Genomic DNA, 17,548 nt, shown 5'->3' on the forward strand with positions numbered 1-17,548 from the left:
CAAATTGGTGCATCTTCCTACTTTCGAATCAACGCATGAGCAAATCGCCCGATTGTAGCACCTTTAGCTTTAAGTCTGGCGAAAGTATGTTCATTTGCAATAGTTGGTTTACTTGTGCTTTGGCTTTTGGAGATCGATAGCCCCACAGAACAGCATCGGCCCATGATTTGGGAAAGAATATGTCGCCGGTTTGTTTTATTTCGGGAAGCATATTTAATGCTGGAATAAGTAGGTTCATATTTGCTTCGTTGCGCAATGGGTGGTGAATGTAGCTCAGCGCTTCGGTAACCCAAGGCTCCTTCATTCGATTCTCTTTTTTTTGCAGTTTGTGGAACAGAATCGCTAGCGTATCATTATTACAAGAGGTAGAGGCACGCTCAAACTGAAGCTGTGCTTTTAGTTCCTCCGATTGCATTCTACCCAGCTGTAGGTTAATGGCAACATTAGCCTGTTCGGGCATCTTAAAGGCCAACTCAAGCGCAAGGCTCATACCATCACGATCGCTGAACTTTGTTTTTGCATTAATTTGGTTCTTTTCGAGCACGGCTTCCAGCTTTGCAAGCATATGCTTAGTGGTTGCAATACGCATCAGCGACTTAAAAACGGTTATCTGATCTGCTGGTTTGTTTTGCGCAAGCATCTTATCCCAGAGCAATGCTTCAAATTTAATTCCAACCTTATTCCGCTCGGTTGCAGGAAGCAGCTGAAGAAAGCAAAACTCAATATCTCTAACCGATTGTTGCAGCAGTGCATCCACCTTTTCCGCTTGCGTGAAGGTGAGAAGGAATTCTGTATAGCTTTTGGTGGTTATCTTCTTTCGGATGGCTAACTCTTTTTGGTTTATCAGTAGCGAAGCCCTTTGTAGTGGCGAAATTTGACTGAGCTTCGCGGCCGACAAGTTCTGGCTTAAAGCCTCTCCTGTAAATACGCCATAGGTTTTCCCATCGGAGTTGGGAAGGATGGTCGTTGTGCTAAAATCTGCTCTTAGGGTGGTAGTTCCCGGAAGGGATTTAAACTCCAGTTGTTGGTTGGCTTGGTTGTCCATTAGCACGAAGGCCATCGATTGGGGATTTGCTATTCCGATACTTCTTGCGGATACAACCACCGATTCTGGCTCAGCCTTTTGTATCGAAACGGCAATTTCTGGAACTCCTTTGCCTTTTATCCAATCCTTGTCCCATTCGCTTAAATCGTTATTGGAATGGTGCTGAAACGTGGCAAGAAGGTTCTCCCAAGTGGCATTGCTGTAGCTATATTCCTTAAGATATTCCCTTAGAGCAACCTTAAACGAATCTTCACCCATATTCTCTTCAAGCATGCGCATGGCAATGGGGGCCTTGTTGTATATTATTGATCCGTAGAGCGAGCCAGCATTGTCTTGATTTTTGAGTTCTTGGGCAATGGAATGTGTTCCGCTTGTTCTGTCTACCGAAAGGGCTCGCGGATAGTTGGAAAGCATGAAGAGTAGGTTGTGATCAATCTGCGGATACTGTGGGTTGGTAATTTTTTCGGCAAAAAGTCCTGCAAATACCTCCTTAAGCCAAACATCGTTGAACCAGCTCATGGTAACCAAATCGCCAAACCACATATGGGCTGTTTCGTGCGCAATGAGGCTTGTGCGGCTCATCGCATCCTGCAACGAAGGGTTCTCATCCAGCAGCAACTTGGATGCTTTGTAGTAGGTGGCACCGGGATGCTCCATGCCGCTAAATTGGAAGGAGGGGATAAGCACTAAATCGTATTTTTCGAAAGGATACTTAATGCTGGTATAATCCTCCATGAATTTCAACGATCGTTTTACCTGATTGTAAACCTCATCAATATTTGTCTTGATCTTTACGGAATCGGCTGAGGCATAGTAAATGGCAATGGGCATTTTATTAACGGTTCTTACCACTTTATTAAAGCGACCGGCCGCAAAGGCAAATAGGTATGTGCTAATCTTCTGTGAAGGTGCAAAGGTTATCCAATGCCTACCATCGGCAATGGAGTCGGTTTGTTCGCTGCCGTTCGATACAGCACTCCACGCAAGTGGGAGTGAAACTTCGAGTCGATAGGTCGCTTTTATGTTGGGCTGATCGAAACATGGGAATACCCGCGATGCCTTGTTGGGTACATTAAGCGTATAGATAAAGTTTTGGCTCCGATTCAATGTTCTAGAATCGGCGGTAAAGAGTATTTGTAGTTGATTTACTCCTTTTGTGAGGTAACGTTGGGGAATCACTATATGGCCGTTACCAACTATTACGTTGGGAAATTTTTCCTCCCCAATGCTACTAACTTTAAGACCGCTGCTGTCGGGACCATTGAAATCAAGCGCTAAAGAATTTGGGCGTTCGCTAAGGTCGAAGGTAATAATGGCTTCGCCTTGCACTGCATCGGTAAGGCTATCTGGAATGGTAAAGCAAAGTTTATATTCGACATTCTCCAATATTGCTGCGCGTTCATTGGCTAGCGATAGGGTTACTCCCTTTTCAGGGATTTCGGTGGGTTTATTAATGCAGCTGGCAAGTAGTAACGTGACTGCCCAAATTATCTTTTTCATGATCTGGTGCGTATTTTGTTGCCGAAATTACCATTTTAAACCATAACGTGCATATGCGCAGGGCACGATTGTATTTCGATTATTCTCTTATGATGCTTTGGGAGTATACCATACTTGTTCTTTACCGTAAAGTATCGCAAAAAAAAACGCCACCCTTTCGGATGGCGTTTCTTTAATGAATATGTATTACCAGATGTTGGTTCTATTTTCAGGAGCAATGTAGAGGGCATCTCCAGCCTTTACATCGAATGCTTCATAGAATTTAGCGATGTTTGCCAAACCACCATTCACGCGGAAGCGAGCTGGGGAGTGAACATCTTCCTTAACCTGACTCATGAGGGCTTCTTTGCGGGTGTTTTGTCTCCAAACTTGAGCATAACCCAAGAAGAAGCGTTGGTCACCTGTGAATCCATCGATTTTGTCGGCTTGTTTTCCATTAAGTGAGAGTTGGTATGCATCGTAAGATATGAGCAACCCACCGTTGTCGGCAATGTTTTCGCCAAGGGTAAGTTCACCATTTACGTGAAGGCTATCAACAGCCACAAAGCGGCTAAACTGATTTACTAACACTTGAGTTTTTGCCTTAAAGTTTTCTGCATCCTTAGGACTCCACCAGTCAATCATATTGCCATCCTTGTTGAAGTGGCGACCTTGATCATCGAAGCCGTGAGTCATTTCGTGCGCAATAACCATTCCAATGGCACCGTAGTTAACGGCATCGTCGGCGTTGAGGTCGAAGAAAGGATGCTGAAGAATTGCAGCAGGGAAAACAATCTCGTTGTTAAGTGGATTGTAGTATGCGTTCACCGTTTGCGGAGTCATACCCCATTCGGTAGGATCAACAGGTTTACCCAACTTATCGAGGTTTTCTTTCACCAGGAATGCTCTAGCATTCATGATGTTTTCGAAGTAATTGTCCTTGCTTATTGCTAACAGGGAGTAGTCTTTCCACTTATCGGGGTATCCAACCTTAACAGTGATGCCCTTTAGTTTTTCAATGGCTTTTGCCTTTGTGGAATCGGTCATCCAATCGTTCTTGGCAAGTCTATTTTCGAATGCTTTGCGAAGATTTTCCACTAGCAGAATCATTTTTTGCTTTGCTTCCGGAGGAAAGAACTGCTTAACGTAGAGCTGGCCTACTGCTTCGCCAAGGTAGTTGTTGGCGGCACCCGAAATTCTTTTCCAGCGAGGGCTGTTGGTCTTTTGTCCGGAAAGAACGGTACCGTAGAAGGCAAAATTTTCAGCTACAAAGTCGGAAGAGAGGAGGCCTGCATTTGCGTTAATGGCGTTCCATTTGAGGTAAGTCTTCCAATCGTTAAGCGAAATTTTTGCAATCAGGGTGTTCAGACCTGCAAAAAATTTAGGATGAGCCACAATAATGGGGTCGTTTGTATTAACGCCCATCTTAGTAAAGTATTTATCGAATAGGAAGTTTGGATACTTTTTGCAAAGATCGGCAATGGCCATAGGGTTATACATTGCTTGTATATTGCGGTTTTCCAACCTTGTGTTGGAAATCTTGGCAAGTTCTGTTTCAATGCTCATAATGGATTTGGTGCTAGCACCGGCAACTTCGGGTGATTCGCCTACCTTCTCAAGCATTTTTTGCATGAACTTGAGGTATTCCGCTCTGATATTTTCGGAACGAGCATCCTTCTCCAGATAGTAATCACGATCGGGAAGACCGAGACCACTCTGTCCAAGATAAATTCGGTATACCTTGCTGTTCATCAGGTCTTGTTCAACACCTGCACTAAACATAGCATCGCCACCAACAAGGTGCTGTTCTACCAAGTAGGTAAGCAGTTCGGGCATGTTCTTTAAGCCATTAATCTTCTCGAACAGTGGTTTGATTGGATCAAAGCCCTTCTTGTCGATGGTAATGGTATCGAGACCTGAAGCGTAGAGGTATCCCATCTTTTGGTCAACGCTGCCCTTTAGTGCCTTATCGGCATTTGCGGCAGCCTTATCGAGAATGGTTCTTACATCGGAAATGCTCTTCTCGTAAACTAGGTCGAACTCGCCATAAGAGGTTTTGTCATCAGGGATTGGTGTCTTGTCCAACCATGTTCCACCGGCATACTGGAAGAAATCATTACCCGGCTTTACAGTGAGGTCCATGCTGGCATTATCTAGTGCTTTTGGACCTTCAACGCTGTTTCCTCCGCACGAGAACATTACAAGTGGAAGTGAAAATACAGCAACTTTTGCTAACGTAATCTTCATTTTTTTAATTTTTATTTGGTTGATTATAGCGACATGTGTGAATCGTGAATTGTGAAAGATTTGCTGATTGTTATGACAAATGTAACGAATATATAGAACTATTATTCTGATTATTCATTCAAGTTTATAAGCTAGGCGCACTGCACTATAATTCCACAATGCGCCCAACTATTCAGTTTTTACGTTTTTCTACCAAATCATCGGCCTATTTTCCGGTGCTCGGTAAAGTGGATCGGTTGTGGCAATTGCGAATGCATCGTAAAACTCAGGAATGTTGAAAAGTGCACCATTTACCCGAAACTTTCCAGGGGAGTGGACATCTTCCTTTACTCTGCGCATAAGCTCTTTGTCCCTAATTCCCTGACGCCATACGTTGGCATAGGAGAGGAAGAACCGTTGCTGTGGGGTAAATTCATCTATGGATTCTTGATCGCCCTTTGCAACTATCTTCTTATAGGCATTGTAGGAGATGGTTAGTCCACCATAATCGGCAATGTTCTCGCCTAGGGTCAGATTTCCATCGAGATGTAGTGAATCAATAGCTACAAAGTTGCCGTATTCTACAACAAGCATTTGCGTTAACGCCTTAAACTTCTTAGAATCTTCAGGAGTCCACCATTCGGATAGATTTCCATCCTTATCGTATAGGCATCCTTGATCGTCGAAACCATGAGTCATTTCGTGGCCAATAACGCAACCAATGCCACCATAGTTGAGGGCGTCGTCGGCATTAACATCAAAGAAAGGTGGACGAAGTATTGCAGCAGGGAACACAATCTCGTTCATGTTGGAGCTATAGTAGGCATTCACTGTTTGTGGAGTCATTTCCCACTTAAGTTTATCTACCGGTTTGCCCAACTCGGCCAAGTTGTTGTTGAAGCGGAATTCGTTACCGCTACGAACATTGTTGAGAAAGTTGCTTTTATCTATCTCAAGTGAGGAGTAGTCCTGCCATTTGTCAGGATATCCAATCTTTACATTTATCTTCTCTAACTTCTCAATGGCTTTTATCTTTGTAGCCTCGCTCATCCAAGGCAGATTTTGGATGCGCTCTTTATACGATGTCTTGAGGTTGGCAACCAAGTCGAGCATTTTGGTTTTTGCTACGGCAGGGAAATTCTTGGTTACATATAGTTCACCAACTGCTTCGCCAAGCGATTCGTTGGTTGCATTGGCTATCCGTTGCCATCTTGGACGAGGCTTATCGCTACCGGTAAGCTGTTTGCCGTAAAAATCAAAATGGTTGCTCTCGAAATTGCTGCTGAGGTATGGTGCATAAGCATTGATTACATTCCATTTAAAGTAAGTCTTCCATGTCTCAACTGGAATCTCCTTTACCATTTTGCCCAGCTCAATAAAGAACTTTGGATTGTCAATAATAACATAATCGAGCTGTTGAATACCGAGGTTTGTAAAGTAGCCCGACCATATAAGTCCGGGAGCACTCTTTTCGAGCTCCTTCGCCTTAAACTTATTGTAGGTGCGGATTGGGTCGCGTTGCTCATTACGGGTAAGCGAAACGGTTGCAAGGCGCGACTCAAAATTCATAATCTCGGTTGCAATTTTATCCGCATCGGCAATGCTTCTGCCGGCCAGTTCGAATGATTTTGCAACATATTTTAGATAGCTATTGCGAATTTCCTGCGAACGGCTATCGGTGCCAAAGTAGTAGTCGCGATCGGGAAGTCCTAAACCACCTTGATTCATGTTGGCCACCATAAGAGCCGAGTTCTTTTGGTCCTGTGCCACATAGAAGTTGAACCCCGAACCAACTCCTTGACGATGGTATTCGGCAATATACTTTTGGATTTGATCCTTCGTTGATAGCTCATCTATTTTATCGAAATCAGCTTTCAATGGAGACATTCCGGCCTTTTCGATGGCCAAGGTATCCATCCCTGATGCGAAGAAATCGCCAACCTTTTGCAGGTTGCTACCCTTTACCGAGGTGGAGGTAGCTGCTTCTTCAAGGATGGCCTTTATCAGCACGTTGTTTTCCTGCTGTAGCATATCGAATGCTCCCCAGCGAGCTCTATCACCAGGAATCGGGGTGTTCTTAATCCAGGTTCCATTGGCGTAGTCGTAAAAATCGACGCCGGGCTGAACCTTGGTATCCATGTTGGCAGGTGAAAAGGCCAGCGAAGGCTTTTTCTCCCCTGTTCCACAACCCGCAAGTGCAATAAGGGTGGAAAGGCTTAGAATGTTGATAATTTGGTGCTTTTTCATAATTTCAAAGGTGCTATTTGATGGATTAGATGGAAGGGAGGCGAAACGGTTTAATTATTTTAAAAAAAAGAAGTTAGCGGGAGTTAACGAATCGAAAGATGTGTAACGGATTAGGATGGTTGTTGGTAGTCGTAATTGCCGATGATTGAACCTGTTTGTTTTTGGGTGCATTTCCATACACGATTGAGGAACTTGGTGGTGTTAGGCTAATTGTTTGATGGGGCTGCCTCGTTGCAATCTTCTCTGTAGATCTTTTAATGGTCAATTATTCATCATTCGGAGGTTATTTATTATGATTGCCTTGTAATAGCAACACCTCGGTATAGGTCTATTATTACCGCCTAGACAATAATTGCCGACAAGAGATGAATATGTTCCACCAATAATTATTTGGTAGAGATTTCAAAAAAAGTTTTGCATAGAGTATGATGCGACCATCTTTTTATATATATTTGGTTACCACAAAACAAACTATTCACCTCTGCTTACCGTAAAATATCTTCATGCGATACAATCTGAAGTGGAACACTACGGGTGTTGAAATTAAAATTACGGGTATTGTTACTAGCAATGAGATTAACTTGCTCAATGGTAAAATAATTGGTAGTCCTCATTTTGAGCGTATTCGCTACCAATTGTGGGATTTTTCCGATGTGAAGGTTTTTGAAAACACCCCTGAAGACGCAGTTGAAGTGGCATCGCTCGATAGAATGGCATCGCGATGGAATCCCAAATGCCAAATTGTTTTGATTAATACGAACATCGAGTTTGCCAATTATTTGGATGCTTATACTAAGGAGATAAGCGATATTGGGTGGGAATGCTCTATCTTTAAAACGGTTGAAGAGGGAATGGCTTCATTGAATCGACTATCCCTAGTATAGTCTCTGCTGGTGTTCTATACCGAAGACCGTATTTTCGTGGTTACAGTAATTCACTAACAGGTAATCCATATTATCGTTTAAAGTATTTTGCAACAAAAAAGCCACCCTTTCGGATGGCTTTTCTATTTTCAGCACGATGCTTATTCGAACATTCTAAATGCCTTTTGGATAATGGCAATCGCTTCGCGTAGCTCGGCTTCGGTAATAACCAAAGGAGGAGCAAAGCGAATGATATGATCGTGGGTAGGCTTAGCAAGTAAACCAAGGTCGCGCATTGCTAAGCAAACATCCCAAGCGGTTTTGCCGTTCTTCGGCTTAACAATGATAGCGTTAAGAAGACCCTTTCCGCGAACTACGTCTACCATTTCGGATTTTCCTTCGTTCTTGAATTTAAGCATCTCTTCGCGGAAGATCTTACCTAGGCGTTCGGCGTTTTCGGCAAGTTTTTCGTCCTTAACTACCTGTAGTGCTTCAATAGCTACCTTGCATGCAATTGGGTTTCCACCAAAGGTAGAACCGTGTTCGCCTGGCTTAATGGTAAGCATGATCTCCTTGTTGGCAAGAACGCACGAAACAGGCATAACACCGCCGGAAACGGCCTTACCTAGGATAAGAATGTCGGGATGAACATTCTCATGATCGCAAGCCAATAGCTTTCCTGTGCGGGCAATACCGGTTTGGACCTCATCGGCAATGAACAATACATTCTTAGCCTTGCAAAGCTCGTAAGCTTTCTTTAAATAGCCATCGGCAGGAACATATACACCAGCCTCGCCTTGAATAGGCTCAAGGATGAAACCTGCAACGTTTGGATCCTGAAGTTCTTTTTCGAGAGCAGCGATATCATCGTAAGGAATCTTTACAAATCCTGGAGTAAATGGACCAAAACCAGCATAAGAATCTGGATCGTTGCTCATGGAAACGATGGTGATGGTGCGGCCATGGAAGTTACCTTCACAAACAATAATTTTGGCCATATCTTCCTTGATACCCTTTACCTTATAACCCCATTTGCGGCAAAGTTTAAGGGCTGTTTCGTCTGCTTCGGCACCGGTGTTCATAGGAAGCACCATATCGTAGCCAAAGTATTTGGTGATATACTCTTCAAATTCGCCCAGAACATCGTTATGGAAAGCGCGAGAGGTAAGGGTAAGCTTTTGCGCTTGATCGGTCATAGCCTTTACAATACGAGGGTGGCAGTGGCCTTGATTTACTGCGGAGTATGCCGAAAGGAAGTCGAAATAGCGCTTTCCTTCCACATCCCACATAAAAATACCTTTTCCTTTTTCGAGAACTACTGGTAGTGGATGGTAGTTGTGCGCTCCATATTTCTCTTCTCTCTCAATGTACTGGTGAGGTGTCATCTTTGTCATTGCAGTTCGTTTATGGGTTATTGATCGGTTATTTTAGAACACAATTCTAGCAAACGTTTTCCTCTTAAACAAGAGTTTATATCATATTCTTCTTGGATACCTACCTTGTTTAATAACATCTATTTAGGTTTAAGGGTGGTGGAAAGATTGATGCGGTAAGCAATCCGAAGCTTAGAGCATTCAACGGTTCATTGATTTACCTTCTCTATTTGGATTATACCGAAAAGGATAAAATGCAAAAAGAGCCGTAACGTGTTACGCCTCTTATGTTGTTCCTATTCCACTTCAATAGGAGCCAATAGGCATTTATCTTTTACGATACTTGTACGCGAAGTGGGAAATCGCTAAATTATTTCTTTCCATAATCGCGTGTTGAGGTTTGAACACCCTCGTCGTTATTGAGAATCCAAATTCCAACTTTTTCGCCATTATTGTAGGTCATATCGTAACGCAAAACTCCCTTTTCATCCCAAATGAACCACTTGCCGTGCTTTAATCCTTCCTTGTAGTTTGCTTCGGCTACCTTGGTGCCTTTTTCGGTAAAAGTAAGCCAGGTGCCATCCATCTTTCCGTTCTTATAAACACGGATTTCATTAACCTGTCCGTTTTCAAAGAATAGCTTCATCGATCCATCCTTTTTACCTTCTACCATTGGAATCTCTACCTTTACACGGGTACTATCGTAAAACTCTTGATAGGTTCCATTGTAAGGCTTACCCTCTTTGTTTAGGAAGATACCCTCTTTCCCTTCCTTAATATCTTGACCAACTAATGGTAGGGCTACAATTAGGGCTAAGATTGAAATGATTATTCTCTTCATGGAAAACAGTTTATGGTGCAATAATAGTAAAAAATGAGGCGTGGCAATATTAAGTTTTGGCTGTTTGGCAATCTAATAAAAATTTAGTTGCTATGTTTTCAACTATTTTATTCTTAATACGATGCAGTTCCATAGCAGAAGTTTTGGTAGATAAGTTGTTGTGCCTAACCATTCAATCCATTTTTCTTAATGGGAAGGGATTAATAGCCAAACGGCTCAATCGGATTTAGTCCAACGCCTCTTTAGTTACAAATTGATAAATGAAAAAAAATCGAAACTGGGTTGCTTAAAAAAGCTTGCCAGTTTCGCAATATAAATTAAAGTGATGCCAAAATAACCCTCCTAGTAAACCGTATTTTGAGGATCGAAGTTGGTCCACCCTTTAGTCCAGTTGTCTGTATCGGAATCGCTTCTGAAAGCGCCAATAAAATCAACCTTGTCGAAGGTAGCGTTATTTAAAAGTGCAGGGGTAAACAAGTTACTTTTGCCTACCAATGGGCTGCCAGCCATAGGACCATAGTTTATTTCACTTAACTTAAGATCGGCAATCGAGGGAAGGTTTGAATTTCCTCCATTGTCGCGCAAAAAGTAAGTATTTGAGAAGGAGACTTTGGTTGCATCAAGGGTAGTGGCATTGGATGAAAATTGGTCTAACCAAGTTTTGTTCTTATCGCTACCAAGAATAGTCATACCTCCAAATACAACATTTTGAACGGCTAAAACACCATTGGTTGCTGCTGTTTGAGTTGCACTACCTTTATCGTTTTCAACAATAAGACCAACAGGATATCCTACCGCAACACTGTTGAAAATGTTAAGGTGCGAGTTCCTACGAATCTGAATTGCTGAATGGAACAGACCGAGACGAGATCCATTATTTGGGTTCATTCCTCCACCATCGACATAAGACGCGGTGTTTGCAAATTGAGCATCCTTGCCTTTGGGGCCTATTAGCGTTACATTGCTAAATGCGGCTGAGGTATAAGGCTCTGTTGCTGTGCCACTAGCGTTATTGTCCGATTCAAAACCATTGGATACCGATTGGTCAGCAATTTTTGGATCGCGAACGCCAAGCAAGAATTGCATTTTTCCGCTGAAACCATTATCTGTATCAAAATCATCGTCCCAACCACGGAAAGCAATAAGGTATTTACAGCTAACCGATCCACCAAACCATTCGTATGAGTCGTCGTTGGAGTAGGATACTTGAACGTGATCTACTTTTGTGCCATTCCCAACCGAACCCATGGTTAGACCATTGATTTCTTGATCAGTTGCAAATGGGTATCCTGCAAACTCGATGCGGACGTAGCGAATAACCCCAGAATTATCGGTATCGTCGGATCCACCATGTTGTGTCCGAAGACCTCCTTCAATTGTCATTATTCCTGCATTATTCTTTGCTTTTCCACAAATTACGAGTCCACCCCAATCGCCAGGTTTACGGCTTCCCGGCGCTTGAGCCGAGGTCATTATAATTGGAAGAGCTTGGGTTCCTTCAGCAAAAAGTTTTCCACCTGGCTCTACAATGATAGTGGCTTTGGTGGCCTTGTCGCCTTTAATAATGGTACCCGGTTCAATGTAAAGTTCTGATCCGCTTACAATATATACCCAGCCTTTAAGGGAGTATACCCCTTTCTTAATCGTATATTTTCCTTTGATTTCGAAGGCATCGGATCCATCACCAATCGAAGTTCCAGTCCATGCCACTGCATCTGTTGGAATAACAGGACCAACTGGGGTAGTGTCATCTTCTTTGCTGCAGCTCGTAAAGATTGCCACTAGCATCATCACTCCTAGAAATAGATTTGTTCTTGTTTTCATAGATTTAAGATTTAAAGATTACTTGAATTATTAAAACTTTAAGGCTAACGAAATTGAGAAGTTACGTCCTGGATTATACTTTAGCTTTGTTTGGTTTCTTGTTTGTGATGCGCCATTGGCATCGGTATAGGTTGCCGTTTGCTGAAGTTCTACAGACTGGTTCAGTAAATTCTTCACAGCCCCGGAAATGTTAATCCTTTTGAAAACCTTAACATTAAAAGTAAAGTCCATTAAATTTCGAGGTCGTTCGTAGATATCTGGAACCGATATGTTTGAGTTTCCGGCTACTCTTCTTCCAACGCCCACAATACGCTCGCCAATAACATTGTAAAGCAGACCACAGGACAGGTTAAGTTTCTCGTTTTGGTAGAAAAGTCCGGTATTAATTAAGTAGGGCGATTGACCTTGCATGGGCCGGCTATGCTCCAAGGTATTGCTATCGTCGAACTTTACTTTGCTGTTTATATAAGCGGCGTTTACCGAAAGTGAAAAGTTTTTCAATCCAATAACGTCAAGATCCTTCTTAAAATCAAGCTCAGCGCCAATGTTGTTGGCCGATTTTGCATTGGTAAAAGAGTAGGTATACCCTCCTGCATTTTCGTAGTAGGTCGATTCAATTGGGTTCTCAAAGTTTTTATAAAAGAGTGCTACGGTAACCATCTCTCCGGTTTTAGGATAAAATTCGTAGCGCAAATCAATGTTTTGAACGTAAGCAGTTTTTAGATTTTCATTTCCTTTTACGAAGCTGAAGAGTTCAAAATCGTAGTAGGTCGAAGGGGATAACTCTCGAAACTCCGGACGGTTAATGGTTGCCCCGTATGCCAATCGCACAATTTGCCTTTCACTAACATTGAAAGTAGTGTTAAGCGATGGAAATATATCCGATTTATTATTGGTCAACCGTTTTGTTTCAAAGTTTGTAGGATCCATTGATATGTATTTGGTTACTCCCATTTGGTTATTTTCAATCCGAACTCCGCCGTATATGTTGAGTCTATTTATTGGAATATTAATCCCCAAGTAGCCAGCTACGAGTTGGTTGTCTGCTTTATAGTTATCGGTGTTTCTGGTGTCTTCGAAGAGATATACTCCATTAATTCCTATATTATCGTTGCTAAAGATCACATCGGTTGGCTGTAGGGTGAGCAATGGATCGGCAGATGAGTTGAGTATGTAGTAAAAGGAGCGAGTATCGTAATTTCGGTTCTTCAACTCTCCATAAAACCCTGCTTTAATTGTTGGATTAAAACCGGTGGCATGGTTCAACTTGATTTGATAGTTGGCTGCACCCGAAAAGATATTTTCCTGTAAATCGACAAATAATCGTTTGGTATCGTTAAGATCCATTTCCAATGGTGCCGTCAAATCGTTGATATTCCGATCGCGTGAAATGGTGCGCCTATCGGGTTGATTCATCTGGGAGAGGGAGTAACCTAAATTCCAATCGATCTTTTGGATTTCGTTTATATCATGGTTACCGGAAAGTTGACTGGTGTAGGTAAGCCGGTTCGTGTAAAGGAATTCCTGCTTTTCCTGATAGTATCCGCTGTTAAATTGTTCACCAGAGCGTTCGGTAAGCCTGTTTCGGCCTAGCTGGTTTATATTGTTTCGGAACTGTAGCTTATTACTGTTGTTTGGAACATACGATAAGTTAAACATTCCCCCAATCTTTGATTCAACGTTATACTGATTATCGACATATTTAAAGAAGTAGTTTGGTCGGTCATTAATAATGTCGTATGATCCAATTAATGCATTTTCCATGTTATGCAATGCCTTGTAGGTATGGCTATAGTTGCCTGCTAACGATAAGCTGATTTTTTTTTGGCTAGCAATAGTGTATCTTCTATCGAGCGTAAGCGAAAAACGTTGATCGGGTCTACCCAATGATTGGAAGTTTTCGCTACTCCATTGGTTGTTTAATCCATTGCGGGAAAAATCATTTATTTGAGCACCATTGGAAGTGATATCATTATTCAGGCGGTAGGGAACGTTAGTCGCAAGACTACGAGTTCCATCATCAAAACCGAGAAAATCGAGGTTCCCCTTTGGGGCAATTTTGAATGCCTTATTTAGTGTTTGATCATTAAATCCGGTTCCGTAGCTAAATTCCAGCGAATTGGATTCCGCCACATCCTTTGTTACTATCTCCACAAACCCTCCGGAAAAATCGGCCGGAAATTCGGGTGCCGGAGATTTCAAAACTGTAATGTTATCGAGTTGAGAACTTGGAATCATATCAAAAGAGAAGGCTCTCGAATCAGCCTCGGAGCTGGGAACTGCCGATCCATTCAGCCATACATTATTATATCGTTGGGAAAGGCCACGAATTACGATGAACTTACCATCGATTATGGAGATGCCCGGAATTCTTCTAACGACTTCCGAGGCATCCTTATCTTGCGTTTTTGTAATTTGCTGGCTCGAGATTCCACTAACAATGAGCTGGCTTGCCTTTATGGAGTTAATCATAGAAACCTCAGTATTGGTTTTCTTGGTGGCAGTAACCACAATCGCTTCCAACTGCTGATTAACGCTTTCCAAAACAATATTTACAGTGGTTGCCGTATTGTTGTCAACTCTTACTCCCATAATTTTTTTTGGTGCATACGATATGTAGCTTACATCCAGTATGTAGGTTCCCGCCTTCACATTTCTAAGGCTGAAATTGCCATCCAAATCGGAAGTGATTCCGTTATTGGTGCCCGAAATCACCACCGCTGCTCCAATTAGCGTTTCACCAGTTGTTTTATCGGTTATTGTTCCTTGGATGGATCCCGTCTGAGCAAGTGCCCGAAGGGTTGCGATTGCAATAATAAAGAGTGTTATACTCGCTTTCTTAATTTCCATTATATAAAGTGTCGTTCATTATCACTAAAATCCTTTGCAAAGGAACGTACAAGTGATCCTATCTCTATTAGCATAAGATTATTGTTTCATTAAGGCTATGTTTCCTTGATTTTCTTTATAATTAGCTTTAATTTAATGCCGTGAAACCATATTGGAGATACTTTTGTTTCTGATCGTGAAACGGTATGGCTTATTGATAATAGTTGGACTGTTGGCACACGATTACACTATTGTTAAGTTTATTGCACGCGTAAAAAAGCCATTAATAACTAACTTGAGGCATGGAACAGTCGTTTAGAATACTCCTTGTAGATGATGAGAACGATATTTTGGAATTCGTAACCTACAATCTTCAAAAAGAAGGTTTTCAGGTTTATACAGCCAGCAATGGAGCCGCCGCCGTTAAACTTGCGGAGGAAGTTATGCCTCATCTTATTCTTTTGGACGTAATGATGCCGGAGATGGATGGCATTGAAACTTGCCAGGTAATTCGATCGAATCCCAAACTGAAGAATATCCTTGTGGCCTTTTTAACAGCAAGGGGCGAGGACTACTCCCAAATAGCTGGATTTGATGCCGGGGGCGACGATTATATCTCAAAACCCATTAAGCCCAAGGTGCTTGTAAGCCGAATAAAGGCTCTGTTGAAGCGGCATGATTTTTTAAGAAATGAAGAGTCTGCCACGAATTCGAACGAAAATGTGGCAGGAATCGTTATGGATCGGGAGCGTTTTTTGGTGGTAAAGAACGGAGAGGATTTGGTGCTGCCCAAGAAGGAGTTTGAGCTGCTGGCGTTGCTACATTCTAAGCCAAACAAGGTTTTTACCCGTGATGAGATTTTCTCCTCCATTTGGGGCGACAACATAATCGTTGGCGATAGAACCATCGATGTGCACATTCGTAAGCTGCGTGAGAAGATAGGGGATGATTTTATCAAAACCATTAAGGGCGTAGGGTATAAGTTCGTGGATTAAAGAATCCTGAAGGTCGGCAAATGGTAGACTGCAGTGAATCGACACGGATTGTACTGCGATCTCTCTTTGTAGAAAAAGCTAGGTAATAAGATTAGGATTCCGAATGGGAGCCAATTTTTTAATAAAAGAATCGCTTATGTTTTTTATAGATTGGGATAAAAAGTATGAATTGGGAATCAAGAGTATCGATGACGATCATCAAAAGCTGGTAGCGCTAATCGATGAACTTCTGGTAGCGCTTTCTAATGGCAAAGGCCGGGAGTTACTAGCCCCCATTATTAAGAAGGTAGAGGACTACACCCTTTACCATTTCAGGCGCGAGGAGTTCTTTATGAAATGTGCCAAATATCCCAATCTCGAGAATCATATCATCGAGCATCAGCACTTTATTGAAAAGATTAAAGCGATGAAGGCAAAAAGCCGGCTAAACGATTCAACGGTAGCCATAGAGTTGATGAAATTTCTGAAGGAGTGGCTAATTAACCATATCCAAGTATCGGATCGAAAATATGAAGCCATCTTGAAGAAGAGCGGGGTTCAATAGTTTTTTATTGAGAAATGGCATCTAATATGCCAACAGATAATCATCATAACAGTTTCTATGACTCAAAATTTTCTGGTGGAGATATAGCTCTGAGGTGTGAGTCATACCCTTGGGTATAGTTTGAAAAGAATAATGACCGCCATGGCGGTCATTCTCTTTTTTTATTAATCTGTTTCAGTACGCTTTAAAGTGTTATTGAAGCAGATGTGATTTTAGACGTAGAAGAGCGATGCTCTATCGTGTTGTCTCTAGCCTATTCATCGTAGTTATTAAGAATGAAATCTCGTTGCGCTTTAAGTAGGTTTATGGTTTGCAGTAGCATGTTCTTGGACTCATTGAGAATACCAAGGAAGAGAACGCTATTGCGTGTTCCTGTTTCATTCGATTTGATACGCTTAACCTGATTCTTCCGTGCTGCATTAATACTTTCGAGCAAGTCTTGCTGGGCAAGGATAATTGTAGGTATATCGGTAAAATCGTTATCCGATATCATCTTGATTATCTTATCAAAGAGGTTGGATACCTTAATGTTTATCTCTTTGAGTTCCAGCTGTTGCGCTTTGTTGAATCCCTTATGGTTATTATCGATATGCTGTAAACTTGGCCCGGTAACAAATGACAAGGAATGGGCAAGCTCCCGCAAATAATCAATCACCTGCACGTAAAAGTGACCTGTTTCTATGGAGTCGGCTTTAAACTTCAGTAGCGTAGAGGTAAGGTTTTGCTTAAGCTTCTTTGCCTCTGTGTTGAGTTCATCCACTCTTACATTTACTTTCTTAAGCAGCTTACGATCCTCCAAGGAGACACCTTGTATGGTTTGGCTATATATTTCGATGGAGTTCTGTAGCATTTCCCGAACATCCTTAATGCATTTGCGGACAATGTTCAGCTCTTCGTACGCCATTTCATCCAACTCTTGGCCCTTATGTTTGGCATCGTAATCCTTTTTATGGTGAAGATGACTTTTTAGTATTACCTTATATCCGCAACATAAAAGCATAAAATAATCGGGAACCCCTGTAATAATAATCATCACAAGGCTTTCCCGATTAAAATATTTTCACCTACTTAGGTGAAAACATCGTAGCGGATGAAAATTACATATTCTAGCGACACCATCAACTCTTTTGGCGGAATAAATTTTGCAGACAAAATTATCCGGGAGGCCTCTATTTACGACACCATAGACCAAACGCTTGGCATTCGGGGAGTTAAGGCACAGTATTCCTACAGTGATTTGTTTCGATCCTACCTCATGCTGGTTTTATGCGGCGGCGAATGC

The 17,548-nt window shown here is 42.1% G+C and carries 12 protein-coding genes; 4 read left to right on the top strand and 8 right to left on the bottom strand.

Translation table 11 applies throughout. The annotated features are described in order from the left end of the window. Positions 1-28: 28 nt before the first annotated feature. From BLS65_RS11390 to BLS65_RS11400, 3 genes are all read right to left on the bottom strand, one after another. On the bottom strand, positions 29-2,545 hold the full coding sequence (locus BLS65_RS11390) for a M1 family metallopeptidase (protein ID WP_092439064.1): 2,517 nt from the start codon (positions 2,543-2,545) through the stop codon (positions 29-31). A 186-nt stretch (positions 2,546-2,731) separates the two neighbouring features. Continuing rightward, the gene (locus BLS65_RS11395) at positions 2,732-4,771 is read right to left on the bottom strand and encodes a M13 family metallopeptidase (protein WP_092439066.1); all 2,040 of its coding nucleotides are present in this window, start codon (positions 4,769-4,771) and stop codon (positions 2,732-2,734) included. 189 nt (positions 4,772-4,960) lie between these two features. Next, entirely contained in the window at positions 4,961-6,997 is a 2,037-nt protein-coding gene (locus tag BLS65_RS11400; protein WP_092439068.1) for a M13 family metallopeptidase, read from the bottom strand. A 503-nt stretch (positions 6,998-7,500) separates the two neighbouring features. Here BLS65_RS11400 and BLS65_RS11405 point away from each other — a divergent pair. Continuing rightward, complete coding sequence (locus BLS65_RS11405) at positions 7,501-7,881, top strand: hypothetical protein (protein ID WP_092439070.1); 381 nt, start codon at positions 7,501-7,503, stop codon at positions 7,879-7,881. 140 nt (positions 7,882-8,021) lie between these two features. On the opposite strand, the gene rocD is transcribed toward BLS65_RS11405, so the two are convergent. From rocD to BLS65_RS11425, 4 genes are all read right to left on the bottom strand, one after another. Continuing rightward, entirely contained in the window at positions 8,022-9,245 is a 1,224-nt protein-coding gene (rocD, locus tag BLS65_RS11410) for an ornithine--oxo-acid transaminase (RefSeq protein WP_092439088.1), read from the bottom strand. Between the two features lie 358 nt (positions 9,246-9,603). Beyond that, positions 9,604-10,074 (bottom strand): toxin-antitoxin system YwqK family antitoxin, encoded by a 471-nt coding sequence (locus BLS65_RS11415; protein ID WP_092439072.1) that lies wholly within the window; start codon positions 10,072-10,074, stop codon positions 9,604-9,606. Positions 10,075-10,416: 342 nt separating this feature from the next. Beyond that, the gene (locus BLS65_RS11420) at positions 10,417-11,898 is read right to left on the bottom strand and encodes a hypothetical protein (RefSeq protein WP_092439074.1); all 1,482 of its coding nucleotides are present in this window, start codon (positions 11,896-11,898) and stop codon (positions 10,417-10,419) included. A 30-nt stretch (positions 11,899-11,928) separates the two neighbouring features. Continuing rightward, positions 11,929-14,748 carry a TonB-dependent receptor gene (locus BLS65_RS11425; RefSeq protein ID WP_092439076.1) on the bottom strand — a complete coding sequence of 940 codons (2,820 nt, stop codon included), beginning with the start codon at positions 14,746-14,748 and terminating at the stop codon, positions 11,929-11,931. A gap of 281 nt (positions 14,749-15,029) precedes the next feature. On the opposite strand from BLS65_RS11425, the gene BLS65_RS11430 reads away from it, so the two are divergent. Both BLS65_RS11430 and BLS65_RS11435 read left to right on the top strand, forming a co-directional pair. Further along, entirely contained in the window at positions 15,030-15,722 is a 693-nt protein-coding gene (locus BLS65_RS11430; RefSeq protein ID WP_092439078.1) for a response regulator transcription factor, read from the top strand. Positions 15,723-15,858: 136 nt separating this feature from the next. Next, entirely contained in the window at positions 15,859-16,266 is a 408-nt protein-coding gene (locus tag BLS65_RS11435; RefSeq protein WP_170830093.1) for a bacteriohemerythrin, read from the top strand. Positions 16,267-16,519: 253 nt separating this feature from the next. Here the strand turns inward: BLS65_RS11435 and BLS65_RS11440 are convergent, their stop codons facing one another. Continuing rightward, on the bottom strand, positions 16,520-17,299 hold the full coding sequence (locus BLS65_RS11440) for a hypothetical protein (protein WP_092439083.1): 780 nt from the start codon (positions 17,297-17,299) through the stop codon (positions 16,520-16,522). Positions 17,300-17,356: 57 nt separating this feature from the next. Here BLS65_RS11440 and BLS65_RS11445 point away from each other — a divergent pair. After that, positions 17,357-17,548: hypothetical protein (locus BLS65_RS11445; RefSeq protein WP_394331459.1), on the top strand; the 192-nt coding region annotated here is incomplete at its 3' end.

This window comes from Williamwhitmania taraxaci (genome assembly GCF_900096565.1).
GTDB classification, from domain to species: domain Bacteria; phylum Bacteroidota; class Bacteroidia; order Bacteroidales; family Williamwhitmaniaceae; genus Williamwhitmania; species Williamwhitmania taraxaci.

Coding starts and splice junctions, on each gene's coding strand:
- BLS65_RS11390 (WP_092439064.1), bottom strand. CDS start 2,545: ATGAAAAAGATAATTTGGGCAGTCACGTTACTACTTGCCAGCTGCATT.
- BLS65_RS11395 (WP_092439066.1), bottom strand. CDS start 4,771: ATGAAGATTACGTTAGCAAAAGTTGCTGTATTTTCACTTCCACTTGTA.
- BLS65_RS11400 (WP_092439068.1), bottom strand. CDS start 6,997: ATGAAAAAGCACCAAATTATCAACATTCTAAGCCTTTCCACCCTTATT.
- BLS65_RS11405 (WP_092439070.1), top strand. CDS start 7,501: ATGCGATACAATCTGAAGTGGAACACTACGGGTGTTGAAATTAAAATT.
- rocD (WP_092439088.1), bottom strand. CDS start 9,245: ATGACACCTCACCAGTACATTGAGAGAGAAGAGAAATATGGAGCGCAC.
- BLS65_RS11415 (WP_092439072.1), bottom strand. CDS start 10,074: ATGAAGAGAATAATCATTTCAATCTTAGCCCTAATTGTAGCCCTACCA.
- BLS65_RS11420 (WP_092439074.1), bottom strand. CDS start 11,898: ATGAAAACAAGAACAAATCTATTTCTAGGAGTGATGATGCTAGTGGCA.
- BLS65_RS11425 (WP_092439076.1), bottom strand. CDS start 14,748: ATGGAAATTAAGAAAGCGAGTATAACACTCTTTATTATTGCAATCGCA.
- BLS65_RS11430 (WP_092439078.1), top strand. CDS start 15,030: ATGGAACAGTCGTTTAGAATACTCCTTGTAGATGATGAGAACGATATT.
- BLS65_RS11435 (WP_170830093.1), top strand. CDS start 15,859: ATGTTTTTTATAGATTGGGATAAAAAGTATGAATTGGGAATCAAGAGT.
- BLS65_RS11440 (WP_092439083.1), bottom strand. CDS start 17,299: ATGATTATTATTACAGGGGTTCCCGATTATTTTATGCTTTTATGTTGC.